The sequence below is a fragment of the Pseudomonas sp. MS15a(2019) genome (assembly GCF_013277805.1).
GTDB classification, from domain to species: Bacteria; Pseudomonadota; Gammaproteobacteria; order Pseudomonadales; family Pseudomonadaceae; genus Chryseomonas; species Chryseomonas benzopyrenica.
This window is the reverse complement of the sequence record NZ_VBTN01000025.1, coordinates 1-13741: the sequence shown is the minus strand read 5'-3', so window position 1 is coordinate 13741 and position 13741 is coordinate 1. Positions and strand designations below refer to the sequence as shown.

The 13741-nt window shown below is 56.5% G+C and carries 12 protein-coding genes and 1 pseudogene; 11 read left to right on the top strand and 2 right to left on the bottom strand.

The genetic code is table 11. From position 1 onward, the window contains the following. The 9 genes from FEZ61_RS24290 to FEZ61_RS24140 form a co-directional block, all read left to right on the top strand. A partial coding sequence (locus FEZ61_RS24290) for a hypothetical protein (RefSeq protein ID WP_242455233.1) occupies positions 1–390 on the top strand: 390 nt, incomplete at its 5' end. 92 nt (positions 391–482) lie between these two features. Next, complete coding sequence (locus FEZ61_RS24175; protein ID WP_003292652.1) at positions 483–1736, top strand: TolC family protein; 1254 nt, start codon at positions 483–485, stop codon at positions 1734–1736. Next, the gene (locus tag FEZ61_RS24170; RefSeq protein WP_017642862.1) at positions 1733–3184 is read left to right on the top strand and encodes an efflux RND transporter periplasmic adaptor subunit; all 1452 of its coding nucleotides are present in this window, start codon (positions 1733–1735) and stop codon (positions 3182–3184) included. Before FEZ61_RS24175 ends, FEZ61_RS24170 begins: the two co-directional genes overlap by 4 nt. Next, positions 3181–6339, top strand: a complete 3159-nt coding sequence (locus FEZ61_RS24165; protein ID WP_017642861.1) for an efflux RND transporter permease subunit — start codon at positions 3181–3183, stop codon at positions 6337–6339. Before FEZ61_RS24170 ends, FEZ61_RS24165 begins: the two co-directional genes overlap by 4 nt. Then, positions 6336–6692 (top strand): copper-binding protein, encoded by a 357-nt coding sequence (locus FEZ61_RS24160; RefSeq protein ID WP_003298789.1) that lies wholly within the window; start codon positions 6336–6338, stop codon positions 6690–6692. Before FEZ61_RS24165 ends, FEZ61_RS24160 begins: the two co-directional genes overlap by 4 nt. Positions 6693–6834: 142 nt before the next feature. Beyond that, the gene (locus tag FEZ61_RS24155; RefSeq protein ID WP_003292648.1) at positions 6835–7152 is read left to right on the top strand and encodes a co-regulatory protein PtrA N-terminal domain-containing protein; all 318 of its coding nucleotides are present in this window, start codon (positions 6835–6837) and stop codon (positions 7150–7152) included. Between the two features lie 32 nt (positions 7153–7184). Continuing rightward, positions 7185–7442: a DUF2933 domain-containing protein gene (locus FEZ61_RS24150; protein ID WP_017642860.1), complete on the top strand. Its 258-nt coding sequence runs from the start codon at positions 7185–7187 to the stop codon at positions 7440–7442. A 23-nt stretch (positions 7443–7465) separates the two neighbouring features. After that, the gene (locus FEZ61_RS24145; protein ID WP_003292646.1) at positions 7466–7696 is read left to right on the top strand and encodes a hypothetical protein; all 231 of its coding nucleotides are present in this window, start codon (positions 7466–7468) and stop codon (positions 7694–7696) included. A 90-nt stretch (positions 7697–7786) separates the two neighbouring features. Continuing rightward, complete coding sequence (locus FEZ61_RS24140; protein ID WP_017642859.1) at positions 7787–9172, top strand: heavy metal sensor histidine kinase; 1386 nt, start codon at positions 7787–7789, stop codon at positions 9170–9172. A gap of 127 nt (positions 9173–9299) precedes the next feature. Here the strand turns inward: FEZ61_RS24140 and FEZ61_RS24135 are convergent, their stop codons facing one another. Further along, a complete protein-coding gene (locus FEZ61_RS24135) occupies positions 9300–10280 on the bottom strand; it encodes an IS5-like element ISPpu18 family transposase (RefSeq protein ID WP_132833230.1) in 981 nt (326 codons plus the stop codon). A 179-nt stretch (positions 10281–10459) separates the two neighbouring features. Between FEZ61_RS24135 and FEZ61_RS24130 the strand changes: the two genes are divergently transcribed. Continuing rightward, positions 10460–12127: a hypothetical protein gene (locus tag FEZ61_RS24130; RefSeq protein ID WP_026084059.1), complete on the top strand. Its 1668-nt coding sequence runs from the start codon at positions 10460–10462 to the stop codon at positions 12125–12127. Between the two features lie 62 nt (positions 12128–12189). Here the strand turns inward: FEZ61_RS24130 and flgB are convergent, their stop codons facing one another. Continuing rightward, entirely contained in the window at positions 12190–12603 is a 414-nt protein-coding gene (flgB, locus tag FEZ61_RS24125) for a flagellar basal body rod protein FlgB (RefSeq protein ID WP_064309071.1), read from the bottom strand. A gap of 330 nt (positions 12604–12933) precedes the next feature. On the opposite strand from flgB, the pseudogene FEZ61_RS24120 reads away from it, so the two are divergent. Then, positions 12934–13741 (top strand): annotated as a pseudogene (locus FEZ61_RS24120) (IS3 family transposase); the annotation flags it as partial.

Here is a 13741-nt window from a genome sequence, read left to right as displayed (position 1 = left end):
CGGGATGGGTTGACCACTACAATGCGCTCCTTCCTTATCCTGCTGCTAGTGCTTGCGCTTCCGATCAATGGGATAGCGGAAATGCTCATGCCGGTTGGATCGTCCGGGCATCACGTGATGTCCGATATGGAAGGTGTGGGCGCCATGACGACCGACCACGCTTCGATGGTTGGCGCCGATGACGGTGCTGAACACGAGTGCTGTGAAGCGAATGAGCATGGAACGGAGACCGTCTGCAAGACGGGCCAAGAATGCAAAACTGCAAGTATCCTTCAGCTTGTCTCAATAAAAGCCCAGCTGATGCCTGCTGCTGAACCCGTGACCACTCCCTATAACGGCCTGATCTCCTCTAGCCTTTTAGACGCCGTCTGGCGTCCACCCCGCGTCTAATTCCGATCAAATTATAGGAACCGCCCGAGTGAGCATTCGGGCCGGCTACTGCGCGCCTTTGGCTCGCATGAAAGATCAGGAATCCTTCGCAAATGAAACCCCGTATTTATTGGGCGCCGCCGTACGTGGCCGCCTTGATCATGGGCGCGCTCTCGTTTCCAGGGTTAGCGTCCGCTTTGACCTTAGAACAAGCTCTGAGCGTGGCCGAGCAAGACGCGCCTTCGCTGCATGCGCAAGCCGCCAACCTGGTGGCCGCACGCAGCGCTGCAATCCCTGCCGGCGAGCTTCCTGACCCTAAACTTAAGCTTGGACTGCAAAGCGTGCCCATCGAAGGTGACGCTCGCTGGCAGTTGGAGCAAGAGGCCATGACCATGCAAATGGTTGGGGTCATGCAAGATGTGCCAAACCGAGCGAAAAGGCGCGCTCGTGTCGAGGCCGCGCAGGCTAGTGTTGCGCTCGCAAACGCCCAGCAAACGGTTGAACGTCTCGGTGTGCGCCAAGCAACCGCCGAGGCATGGATCGCTAGCTTCGCGGTCGAGCAGAAGCTAAGCCTTTTCAAGCAGCTTTACAGCGAGAATCAGCTCCTTTCGCGGGCTGTTCAGGCCCGCATTGCTGGCGGCAGCGGACAAACCGCAGACAGCGTACTTCCGAGGCAAGAGGCAGCATTGCTGGCTGAACAAGAGGATGAGCTGCTGCGTAACCAGGCTGTTGCGCGGGCCGGCCTCCGGCGCTGGATAGGCGAGCTAGCAGGCCAGCCGCTTACAGGTGACTGGCCGCAATGGCTTGCCGCCGTTGATAACTATCAGCACAACCTGAACCGGCACCCGGCGTTACTCGCCTTCGACCCGATGACTCGTGAAGCGGAGGCAAAGGTTCACCAGGCCATCGCAGAGAAAACACCGGATTGGAGTTGGGGGATCGACTACCTGCGACGTGGCCGTGAGTACGGCGACATGGTGAACCTCAGCGTCAGCTTCGACCTGCCGCTGTTTACCAGCTCTCGGCAGGATCCGAAGATCGCGGCCGAACGAGCTCGCCTTGCCCAGATCGAGGCTCAGCGCCAAGCGACCTTGCGCCTGTACAACCAAGAGCTGAGTACTGACCTCGCTGAGTATCAGCGTCTGGACCGCGCACTCATCCGCCTCGACAAAACCTTACTACCCCTCGCTGAAGAGAAGGTCCGCCTTGCCATGGCCGATTACCGCTCCGGAAGCGGTGAGCTGACCGCTGTGATCGAAGCGCGACGACAGCTTGTGGAGACCCGGCTACGGCGTATTGACGTCGCCCGCGATCGATCGTTGAGCAATGCCCGCCTGCATTTCGCCTTTGGAGATACCCGACCATGACATTCCAACACAAGCGGCTGGTACTCGCCTTCAGTCTGCCTCTGATGATTAGCGCTGCAGCGCTAATCGGTCTGCCTACCGCAGCCTTCGGACAATCGCCTGCAGAAGAAGACAAGGAAGTGCTCTATTGGTATGACCCTATGGTCCCCCAGCAAAAGTTCGATAAGCCGGGCAAGTCGCCATTCATGGATATGGAATTGATTCCACGCTATGCAGATGAGGGAAGCGACGGGGCATCGATCAGTATCGACCCGAGCGTGACGCAGAATCTCGGCGTGCGCTTGGCAACCGTAACGCGTGAATCGATCAGCCAGTCGCTCGAAGCGACAGGCGCGTTGATGTTTGACGAGCGAGACGTGGCGGTTGTGCAGGCGCGTGCCGGTGGCTTTGTCGAGCGCGTTTACGACCGAGCACCGGAGGATGTCATCGAAAAAGGCGCGCCGTTAGCCGATCTTTTGGTTCCCGAATGGGCTGCCGCACAGGAAGAGTACCTGGCGCTCAAAGGGGTCGGCCAACCCCAGCTGCTCGCAGCGGCTCGCCAGCGGTTGCGCCTTGCTGGCATGCCGCCAGAAGTCATAGTGCAGCTAGAACGAACTGGTAAAGCGCGCCCCGTTTGGACAGTGACGAGTCCAATAGGCGGCGTGCTGAACAGCCTCGACGTTCGCGAGGGCATGACCGTACCCGCCGGCGCTACTCTTGCGCGCGTCAACGGCCTGGACACGGTTTGGCTAGAAGTTGCAGTACCAGAGGCGCGGAGCGCAAATTTAGCGCCAGGGCAATCAGTAACAACGCGCCTGCCCGCTTTTGCGGGTGAAACGCTGGAAGGAACGATCCAGACGGTACTATCGCAGGCCAACCTGGATAGCCGCACTGTGCGTGTCCGGGTCGAGCTACCTAACCCGCAACAACGGCTTCGTCCCGGCATGACGGCCGAGGTGACGTTGAGTCGCAACGTCGAAGATGTCTTGGTCATCCCGTCCGAGGCGGTCATTCGCACCGGTCGGCGCGCATTGGTGATGCTGGCCGAGGATCAAGGCCGTTACCGCCCGATTGAGGTTCGCACAGGCCGGGAATTCGATGACCAGACAGAGGTGCTTGAAGGGCTGGAAGCCGGTCAGAAGGTCGTGGCGTCCGGTCAGTTTCTCCTGGATTCAGAGGCGAGCCTACGCGGGCTGACCGCTCAGGGTTTGGAGGAGCCTGCAACTTCTACAGAACCTGCGCTGCACGAGGCTGAAGGTACGATCGTCAGCCTGGAAGATGGCATGGTTGGCCTGTCGCATGGGCCGTTCAAGACGCTGAACATGCCTGGGATGACCATGTCCTTTCCGGTTGCGGATCAATCCCTGCTGTCAGGCTTGCAAGTCGACGACCGCGTCCGTGTGGGCGTGCGTGAAAGCGACGAAGGCCTGGTCATCGAGCGCATCGAGAAGCTCGGGGGCCAGAAATGATTGCAGCCATAATCCGATGGTCAGTAGCCAACCGCTTTCTGATCCTGCTGGCCACTTTGTTCGCGGTGGCCTGGGGTATCTGGTCGGTCAAGAACACTGCTGTCGATGCGTTGCCAGACCTTTCCGACGTTCAGGTCATCATTCGCACGCCATACCCAGGGCAGGCGCCGCAGATTGTCGAGAATCAGGTCACCTACCCGCTTACGACGACCATGCTGTCTGTTCCCGGTGCCAAAACGGTTCGCGGCTACTCCTTCTTTGGGGACAGCTACGTGTACGTCCTGTTCGAAGACGGCACAGACCTTTATTGGGCCCGTTCACGTGTGCTGGAGTACCTGAGTCAGGTTCAGAGCCGGCTCCCTGCCGCCGCCAAACCCGCCTTGGGGCCTGACGCCACAGGTGTCGGTTGGATTTACCAATATGCCTTGGTAGACCAAACGGGCAAGCATGACCTCTCACAGCTGCGCTCATTGCAAGATTGGTTTCTGCGCTATGAACTAAAGACACTACCCAACGTGGCGGAAGTCGCACCCATAGGCGGGATGGTCAAGCAGTACCAGGTCGTAATGGATCCTATACGGATGGCCAGCCGGGGCGTGACGCAACAGCAGATCGCTCAAGCTATCGACGAGGCCAATCGTGAAACCGGCGGGAGTGTTCTAGAGCTAGCAGAAACCGAGTTCATGGTCCGTGCGACCGGGTATCTGAAGACACTCAACGACTTTCGAGCCATTCCTTTGCGTCTCGACGGCGGCGTGCCAGTGACGCTAGGGGACGTTGCGCATTTCCAGCTCGGCCCGGAAATGCGCCGGGGCATCAGCGAGCTTGACGGTGAAGGTGAGGTAGTCGGCGGCGTGGTGATCCTGCGGAGCGGCAAGAACGCTCGGGAAACCATCGCTGCCGTTCAGACCAAACTGGATGAGCTGACAGCGAGCCTGCCCCAAGGCGTCGAAATCGTCACGACGTACGACCGTAGCAAGGTGATCGACAGTGCCGTTGAAAACCTCACGCACAAGCTCATCGAGGAGTTCATTGTCGTTGCGTTAGTTTGCGCGATTTTTCTGTGGCATCTGCGCTCGTCGTTGGTCGCCATCGTGTCGTTGCCGATCGGCATCCTGATTGCTTTTGTGATCATGCAGCGGCAAGGCATCAACGCCAACATCATGTCGTTGGGTGGCATCGCGATCGCCATCGGAGCGATGGTCGATGCAGCAATCGTCATGATCGAAAACGCCCACAAGCACATTGAGGCCTGGCACAAGCGGCATCCTGACTCCACCTTGAAGGGCCAGGAGCACTGGAAGGTCATTACTGACGCGGCTGTTGAAGTGGGGCCGGCATTGTTCTTCAGCCTGCTGATCATCACGCTGTCGTTCATTCCAGTGTTCACCCTGGAGGCGCAGGAAGGCCGGCTGTTCGGTCCACTGGCGTTCACCAAAACCTATGCAATGGCAGCCGCCGCGGGCCTGTCTGTCACGCTGGTTCCTGTGCTCATGGGGTATTGGATCAGGGGCAAAATCCCTGACGAACACCGTAATCCACTCAACCGTGGCCTGATCTGGATCTACAAGCCGGCCCTGGACGCGGTACTGCGCTGGCCCAAGATGACTCTGCTGGTGGCTGTTCTGGTCTTCCTGACAGGCTTGTGGCCGGCCTCTCGCCTTGGTGGGGAGTTCTTGCCCCCGCTGGATGAAGGTGACCTCCTTTATATGCCCACTGCGCTTCCAGGCCTCTCCGCTCAGAAGGCTTCTGAGCTACTGCAGCAGACGGACCGGCTCATAAAAACGGTTCCAGAAGTTGCACACGTGTTCGGTAAGGCTGGTCGAGCCGACACCGCTACAGATCCCGCCCCGCTGGAAATGTTCGAGACGACCATTCAGTTCAAGCCGAAGGATCAATGGCGCCCTGGGATGACGCCTGACAAGCTGGTTGAGGAGTTGGATCGCACCGTACAGGTACCTGGATTAGCCAATCTGTGGATCCCGCCGATTCGAAACCGTATCGATATGCTGGCGACGGGTATCAAGAGCCCGATCGGGGTGAAAGTGTATGGCACTGACTTGGCACAGATCGACAAAGCCACCCAGGCAGTGGAAAAAATCGCCAAAACGGTGCCTGGGGTCAGTTCGGCGCTTGCTGAGAGACTGACCGGCGGCAGGTATATCGATGTGGATATCGTTCGTGTCGCCGCCGCACGCTACGGCCTGAATATCGCGGACGTGCAATCGATCGTGGCCGGTGCCATCGGTGGTCAAACCATTGGTGAAACCGTGGAAGGGCTCGCCAGGTATCCGATCAACCTCCGCTATGGCCGCGAGTGGCGCGACTCGATATCCGATCTGCGCAACCTACCGATCTACACGCCGCAAGGCAGCCAGATCACGTTGGGGACCGTGGCCAAAGTACAGGTGACAGACGGACCGCCCATGCTTAAAAGCGAAAACGCAAGGCTGTCGGGCTGGGTTTACGTCGATGTTCGTGGCCGCGACATGGCGGCTGTGGTGGGCGATCTGAGGGAAAAGATCAGCAAAGGGGTCCAGCTCGAATCCGGCATGAGCATCAGCTATTCCGGCCAATTCGAATTCATGGAGCGCGCTAACGCGAAGCTGAAGCTCGTCGTTCCGGCTACCTTGCTGATCATTTTTGTATTGCTCTACCTAACGTTTGCCCGCTTTGGCGAGGCGCTGCTCATCATGGCTACGCTGCCATTCGCTCTGACCGGGGGCGTCTGGTTCCTATATCTGCTCGGGTACAACCTATCCGTAGCGACAGGAATCGGATTCATCGCACTGGCAGGCGTTTCTGCTGAGTTCGGCGTCATTATGCTGCTGTATTTGAAGAACGCCTGGACGGATCGGGTTAACGCTGGAGCCCATGGCGAAGGCGTCCTGCTCGCCGCCATTCGTGAAGGTGCTGTCCAGCGAGTGCGCCCCAAGGCCATGACCGTCGCCGTGATCATCGCTGGCCTGCTGCCCATCCTTTGGGGCGGCGGGACCGGCAGCGAAATCATGAGCCGTATTGCCGCGCCCATGGTGGGCGGGATGATCACCGCGCCGTTGCTCTCCCTGTTCGTTCTGCCGGCAGCCTACCTGCTGATGCGCCGCCGGCAATTGCAGGCCCAGCACGCAACCAACTCCCCTGGAGAACATCTATGAACATCAAGCACATCACCCTTGCCTCACTCTTCCTAGTACCAGTCGCCTATGCCGCCGACAAGGAGCCAATGGACGGCATGCCGATGGATCACAAAGGCATGAACATGCCAATGGACCAGAAGTCGGCGGGACAGACCGCTACAGCCACAGGTACGGTCAAGAAAGTAAACACCGAGAGCGGAACCGTCACCATTGCCCACGGCCCGGTCGAAGCGTTGGGCTGGCCGTCGATGACGATGGGCTTCAAAGCAAAGCCTGATCAGCTCCAAACGCTGAAAGAAGGGGACCAGGTCGAATTCGAGTTCTCCTCGAAAGGTATGGATTCCACCATTACGCGCATCGAAAAGCAGTAAAGAGCAGAAAGCGACCGCCGCAGGCGCGGCGGTCGTACCAACACGAGAATGAAGCGATTACCGCTTTGTAACCTTGGCAACACCTTCTTGTAAGTAGCAAGCCTTTAATCTACAGGCATCAACTAACCAAGAGGTGCAAACCATGAACCGCATAACCAAAGTAATCGTTCCTTTTATTCTGACCGTTGCTTCCTCGCTTGCAATGGCCGAAGGCGGAAGCGAACGTACGCTGAATCGCTTAAATGACTCGGCAGGAGCAAAGCCCACCCTTAAGGAGCTTGTCAAAGAGGGTCAAGTGCTGAGCATCGCACCTGCAGGGGCGACCGGCACGACTCGAATGATTCAAAACTATAGAACTAGTGCCCAAGTCCAGACGTATGAGATGAAGGTCAAGACCCCCGACGGGAAGATCCATACGGTAGAGTTCCTGAGCACCCCAGTTGGCGTGAACAATGGCTAATCTGCCAAGCTTAATATCCGAGGGATAGTTAGATGAGCAGCATAATATCCAAGATTAAAAGCGTACTGCAGCGCAATCCGGTCGTAACGGGGTTAACCGCAGCTGTGGTTGGCTACATGCTACTGAACCAAAGCACTGCGGCGTTGGCAACAACGCTGCCAAGCCTGCTCTTTCTCTTGCCCTGCTTGTTGATGATGGTCGTATGCATGAAGCATATGTCTAGCGGTAAGTGCGACAAGCCCAAGGAGCCCAACGTTGGCGAAAACACCTTGTTAATCAAAAGCGAATAACCCACTGAACTTGGAGATTTAACATGCGAAAGGCCATCACCGTTACAGCAATCGCAATCACCTTGGCGAGCGGACTGAGTTTCGCAGCGGCAGATAAAGCGGACCAAAGCCATTCAGAAACCGGCATGATGAGCGGCGACAAGCATATGGAAATGATGGGTGACATGCGTGGAATGATGAAAGAGTGTCGTGAGATGATGGGGGCCGCCAAAGCCGACCACTCGCAAAATGGCGAAAATCCAGACGCAGCATAGGATATGAGGGTGTGAGTAACAATGATCGAAGCAGGTGGGGGGTGCCCCACCTGCTTTTTTGTGCTTGATGGCCTAACCAGGACCGTACTGATGGGAAAAGTGTCACTGACGAGCAGAATGGCGATAGCTCTCATGCTCGTGGTTACGGTTGTGCTGCTGGCGGCCGCAATCAGCTTTAATTATTTTTGTCAGCTCCATTTCGAACGCAAAGATGCACAAGTGCTTAATGAAAAGGCCGCTGCAGTAGAGCGTACGCTACTCAACAGCTCAGCATTCGGGCCTGAGACCGCTTCAAGGATCGATGCCGTTATTGAGCACTCCTTTGGCTTCGCGACTGCGGTTGTAGTAGACGGTAAGACGGTTTACTCCCATCACAATCTGTCTGAGAGCTTGCTACCTCTTGTCACAGACATCCAAGAGGAACGCTGGACGGTAAGTTTCGGTGGCCACCACTACAGCGGAATTACCAGAAAAGTAAATCGGTGGGTAGAAGGGCAGGACACTGTTATCTATTTGGCTTTGGATGTAACGCACCGAATCCACTTCTTCGATATGATTCAGCAGTGGCTTGCTTATACGCTTGTCGTTAGTGCACTTCTGAGTGGCGCGTTAGGTGTTGTTCTGATCAGGAAAGGCTTAAAACCAATAGACGAACTGTCCAAGACTTCTTCTACGGTAACCGCCCACTGCTTAGATACCAGAATTCCAACCGAGTCGGTGCCAGGCGAGCTGCATGAACTCGTAGACAACTTCAACGAAATGCTTTCGCGCTTGGACGACTCTTTTCTCAGATTGTCAGGTTTCTCAGCGGATATCGCGCATGAGCTAAGAACGCCGCTGAACAGCATGCTTACCCAAATGGAGGTCGCGCTCTTGCGCGACCGCGAGAATACCGACTACAAAGACATTTTGTATTCCGCCCTCGAAGAACTTAGGCGCATGTCAAAGATGGTCGATGACATGCTATTCCTCGCCAAGGCGGACAACGGGAAGATTACGCCCAATGCCGAAGATGCCAGCATGGCTGAGATTACCGCGAGCGTTATCGAATATTACGAGCTTGCAGCCGAGGACAAAAAGGTAGAAATCGCGCTTTCAGGCGATGGATCGGTACATGGCGATAAATCGATGCTGAGACGGGCCGTCTCAAACATAGTCTCTAACGCAGTTCGATATGCAGAGGAAGGCAGCACCATCAGCGTTGAAATAAGCGAGAGCGGTGGCTCGGTTAGCACAGCCATATCCAACCGAGGCACAACGATTCCAGCCGAGCTTCAGGCCCGAGTGTTTGATCGATTCTATAGGGTCGACACCGCAAGGCGCGAAGGAACCACCATGAATGCGGGCCTCGGCATGGCTATCACTCGTTCGATAGTCGAAGCGCACAAAGGGCCCATCGCTTGCGAATCAGCTGAGGGGCATACGACTTTCACAATGACGCTTCCAAAGCTTATGTCTAGGGATGGTCTGAAGTAGCCATGTATTTCCCCGGCATACCACCTAGCGCAACTTAAACTCGCCAAATGATCAAAAAACAATCAATTCGACGAGTATTTCTTACGTTTTCGCCACCCGGACCCCACTCCGGTGGCCATTTTCCGCATTACAGGTGCACCTTTCCTGCGGTAGTCAGCAAATGTCGGCGCGCCATCCATAGGTTCGACAGCGCGAACAGCGTCACCAGCTGAGCGGTGTTCTTGGCCAGGCCACGGAAGCGCACCTTCACGTAACCGAACTGGCGCTTGATCACTCGAAACGGGTGCTCGACCTTCGCTCGCACTTGTGCCTTGGCCTTCTCGATCTTGCGCTTGGCTTTGTACAGGGCGCTGCGTTTATCGAGCTTATTGTAGGTGCTGCGGCGTGCTGCGACCTGCCAGATCACTTCGCGGCCAGCATGTTCGGGGCGCTTTTCGACACCGGTGTAGCCGGCATCGGCGCAGACGACGTTCTCGTCACCGTGCAGCAGTTTGTCGACCTGGGTGATATCCGCCACGTTGGCTGCCGTGCCTACCACGCTGTGTACCAGCCCCGACTCATCATCCACGCCGATGTGCGCCTTCATGCCAAAGTAATACTGGTTCCCTTTCTTGCTCTGGTGCATTTCCGGGTCGCGCTTGCCGTCCTGGTTCTTGGTCGAGCTGGGCGCGTGGATCAGTGTGGCATCGACGATAGTGCCCGGGCGCAGCGACAGGCCGCGATCCCCCAGGTAGCCATTGATTACGCCGAGGATGCCGGCTGCCAGCTCATGTTTCTCCAGCAAGCGACGGAACTTGAGGATGGTGGTTTCGTCGGGAATACGCTCCAGGCTCAGCCCGGCGAACTGACGCAGGATGGTCGTCTCGTAGAGCGCTTCTTCCATGGCCGGGTCGCTGTAGCCGAACCAGTTCTGCATCAGATGGATACGTAACATGGCCATCAGCGGATAGGCTGGACGACCACCTTCACCCTTTGGGTAGTGTGGCTCGATCAGGGCAATCAATCCCTTCCACGGCACCACCTGATCCATCTCGATCAGGAACAATCCCTTACGGGTCTGCTTGCGCTTGCCGGCGTACTCGGCGTCGGCGAAGGTCATCTGCTTCATGGAAAAACTCGGCTGGCGGGATCGGCGTATTTCACCAGATTCAGGAAGTCTTTTTCAGACCTTCCCTAGTTAATGGCAGAGTGCCAGCAACGACCCTGACCTACGCTCATAGAAACGCCAGGCTGAACCGAAAGAGGCCGAGACTTTCGAAGCTGTATATTTGGTTCTGGAGGTTTCACGTGCAAGCGTCCTCATCAAGAAAATGCGGTTCGACAGCCGCAGCGCTCAACGAAGCGTGCTTCTGCGTAAGCCTAGATCAAGCTGCGCTCGTAAACGCATTGACCGAACAGCTTGGGGATTCAGAGCTGTCGGAGCTATTGAAGTCACGTTGCGCCCATGTGTTTGCTGCACGACCGGTCTTTGTTTCATCCTTGCGGCTGCGCCAGGTTAATGCGGTTATTCAGGCCATCGAGCAGACCGTGAGTTCGCCCGGTTGGCGTGAGCATGCTCTGGATTCTGCACCTCCTATTGCACGACATGATCCTCGGGGTGCGCGCGGCGTCTTCTTTGGCTACGACTTTCATCTGGCTGAGGACAAGCTTGGGCTTATCGAAATAAACACAAATGCCGGCGGAGCGATGCTAAACGTATTGCTCGCCCGCGCTCAGCGCAGTTGTTGCAGCGGCGTAGTCGGGCTATCGCCGGGGCGGGGCGGGTCCGGAGGATTCGAGCAGTTGATTCTGGATATGTTCGCCCAGGAATGGTCTGCGAGCGGCGAGCAACGTCCGCTCACGCGCGTGGTGATCTTGGATGAAAGCCCACAAGCCCAATACCTGTATCCGGAGTTCCTTCTTTTTCAGCGGTTATTCGAGTCAGCAGGAATCGACTGCCTAATCGCAGACCCAGCCGATCTGGCCTTTCACAACGAGTGCCTCTTGGTCGACGGAAAGCCTGTGGATCTCGTCTATAACCGACTCACCGATTTCTATCTGGAAGGCGACAATTGCAGCGCGCTGCGCAGCGCTTATTTGGCTGATGTCGTGACGGTAACGCCACACCCTCAGGCCTATGCCCTTTATGCCGACAAACGCCGGTTGGTTGACCTAACCAACGCACGTTTTTTGGAAGAGATTGGCGTTGATCAGCAAATCCGAACCGTATTGGCCCAATACGTCCCGCTTACCGTTCCTGTCGAGCATCGCAATGCGGAGCACCTCTGGCAAAACCGCCGTAGCCTCTTTTTCAAGCCTGTCAGCGGGTTTGGTAGTCGCGGTGCGTACCGAGGAGACAAGCTCACCAAGCGGGTTTGGGAAGAAATCATTGGCGGAAACTACTTGGCCCAGTCCCTTATAGCTCCTGGCGAGCGTAGAACCGTCGCCGACCCTCAGGTACGACCAATGAAGTTTGACCTGCGCGCGTACGCTTATGCTGGCGAGGTGCAGTGGAACGCTGCCAGGGTCTACCAAGGCCAAACGACCAACTTTCGAACGGAGGGGGGCGGCTTTGCTCCTGTGTTTACCTTAGGCGAGGAAGAGGAGCTGGCCGGTTCCACAAGGCAACTATCGCACGCCTCGTTCACTTTCTTGCTCGACGAAACCGGAGCCATAGAAAAGCTGCCGCACCCGCTCTATCTCGCGTTGGTTCGAGCCGAAAGGGCTACTTCGAAGCTTGCCGGTAAGCGTTTTCGATTGGCGGACTGGTATGTGGCAATGGAAGACGGCCAACCGTCTAAGGTCATCCGAGAGTGGTACGGGTGGGTAGCGTTCGACGCAGATGGCGGTTACCACCCTGAACGTGGTTCGCCGAAAAACGACGAGTCGGATAGTGATGACAATGTAGATTCAACCGCTCTACCGACACGGGAAGAACACGATCGAATTGAGGGACTGTTGTTTAAAAGCGAGTGAGAGCCTGTCTCGCACAGCCCAGAGGTTCCTTACGGGCGCAGAGCCAAAGGAAGATTGCTTTTTCACTCACCTTTCAGGGCCATCATTAACCTCTTGAATGCGCCGTTCAGCCGAGTAAATGCAGCCTGGAAACGAATCGAATTTTCCGCATATTTTGCTTGTTCAACCTGAACGTCGACTGTGTTCTGATCAAGCGACGGTTGATTGGGAACCCTGTAGAGTAGGGCCGCATCGCTAAGAGTAACCTCCAAGCCACCAGTATTTATATGACTCTGGTTAGTTTTGGCCAGTGAAAACTCAGTGTTAATTGCCTGCTTGTTTTGAGTGGCAAGCACCGAGGCAAAATTCAAATCCCTGGCTTTGAAATTGGGTGTACCAGCATCGGCTATATTGTTGCTCAGCACCTCTGCTCTTTTGGCAGTGTAGAGGAGCGTTTTTTCTGGCCCGCCTACAGCCTTTTCGAAACTAATCCTCATCAACGATCCTATCAAGTTGGGAGAAAACCAGTGCTGATCACAATTACGTCGATCAGCCCCATAGGATTTACGCCCGACCTGGCACCTGGTCGGGCGGTGCAGAGCCAGAGAGCGTTGTAATCGTAATCCTGGAAGACTAGAGAATTATTACTGATGACACTCCCTATCAGCCGTCATCAGCTTATGCTCGCGAATCATTTGTTCCAGTACGTCGTCTACCAATTTGTCGTGCTTCTCCATCCAAGCCAAATGCTCCTCGGTAGAGACGTGAATCGCCCCTAGTTTCGTAGACACCTCCAAGCCTCATAATGAGACCCAGCAGGAGGTGCCATGAGCAACCAGCGTTACCCCGAAGAATTCAAGATTGAAGCGGTCAAGCACATCACTGAACGCGGCTTGCGCGTTGCTGATATAGCAGAGCGTTTAGGCGTGTCCACGCACAGCCTGTACGCCTGGGTAAAGCGCTACAGCAAACCCCAAATACAGCGGCAGCAGGTAGATGATCAGCAGGCTGAGCTGCGTCGCTTGCGCGCGGAACTCAAGCGGGTGACCGAAGAGCGAGACATCCTAAAAAAGGCCGCTGCGTACTTTGCCAAGGAGTCCGGCTGAAGTACGCCGTTATCAGCAAACTGTTGGTGGAGTACCCGGTGCGGCGTCTCTGCCAGACCCTCCAGGTGCATCCCAGCGGTTACTACGCCTGGCTGGCCGAGCCGAAATCCGCGCGTGCCAAGGAAGATCAGCGTCTGCTCGGATTGATCAAGCATGCCTGGTTGGAAAGCGGCGGGGTCTACGGCTACCGCAAGATCCACGACGACCTGCGTGAGCTGGGCGAGCCCTGTGGCCGGCACCGTGTGGCTCGCCTGATGAGGAGAGAGGGGCTGCGCTCTCAGACCGGTTATCGCCGGCGCCCCGGGTACTACGGTGGCAAGCCGCCGGTGGCCTCGCCCAACCGTCTGGAGCGGCAGTTCAATGTCAGTGAACCGAACAAGGTCTGGGTCACCGACATCACTTACATCCGCACGTATGAGGGCTGGTTGTACTTGGCGGTGGTGCTGGATCTGTTTTCTCGCCAAGTGATCGGCTGGTCGATGAAGCCTCGGATGTGCAGCGATCTGACCATCGATGCGTTGCTGATGGC

What these genes read in the sequence shown, in the direction of transcription:
- FEZ61_RS24160 (WP_003298789.1), top strand. Translation starts at nt 6,336, where the DNA reads ATGAACATCAAGCACATCACCCTTGCCTCACTCTTCCTAGTACCAGTC.
- FEZ61_RS24140 (WP_017642859.1), top strand. Translation starts at nt 7,787, where the DNA reads ATGGGAAAAGTGTCACTGACGAGCAGAATGGCGATAGCTCTCATGCTC.
- flgB (WP_064309071.1), bottom strand. Translation starts at nt 12,603, where the DNA reads ATGAGGATTAGTTTCGAAAAGGCTGTAGGCGGGCCAGAAAAAACGCTC.
- FEZ61_RS24145 (WP_003292646.1), top strand. Translation starts at nt 7,466, where the DNA reads ATGCGAAAGGCCATCACCGTTACAGCAATCGCAATCACCTTGGCGAGC.
- FEZ61_RS24155 (WP_003292648.1), top strand. Translation starts at nt 6,835, where the DNA reads ATGAACCGCATAACCAAAGTAATCGTTCCTTTTATTCTGACCGTTGCT.
- FEZ61_RS24165 (WP_017642861.1), top strand. Translation starts at nt 3,181, where the DNA reads ATGATTGCAGCCATAATCCGATGGTCAGTAGCCAACCGCTTTCTGATC.
- FEZ61_RS24175 (WP_003292652.1), top strand. Translation starts at nt 483, where the DNA reads ATGAAACCCCGTATTTATTGGGCGCCGCCGTACGTGGCCGCCTTGATC.
- FEZ61_RS24170 (WP_017642862.1), top strand. Translation starts at nt 1,733, where the DNA reads ATGACATTCCAACACAAGCGGCTGGTACTCGCCTTCAGTCTGCCTCTG.
- FEZ61_RS24150 (WP_017642860.1), top strand. Translation starts at nt 7,185, where the DNA reads ATGAGCAGCATAATATCCAAGATTAAAAGCGTACTGCAGCGCAATCCG.
- FEZ61_RS24135 (WP_132833230.1), bottom strand. Translation starts at nt 10,280, where the DNA reads ATGAAGCAGATGACCTTCGCCGACGCCGAGTACGCCGGCAAGCGCAAG.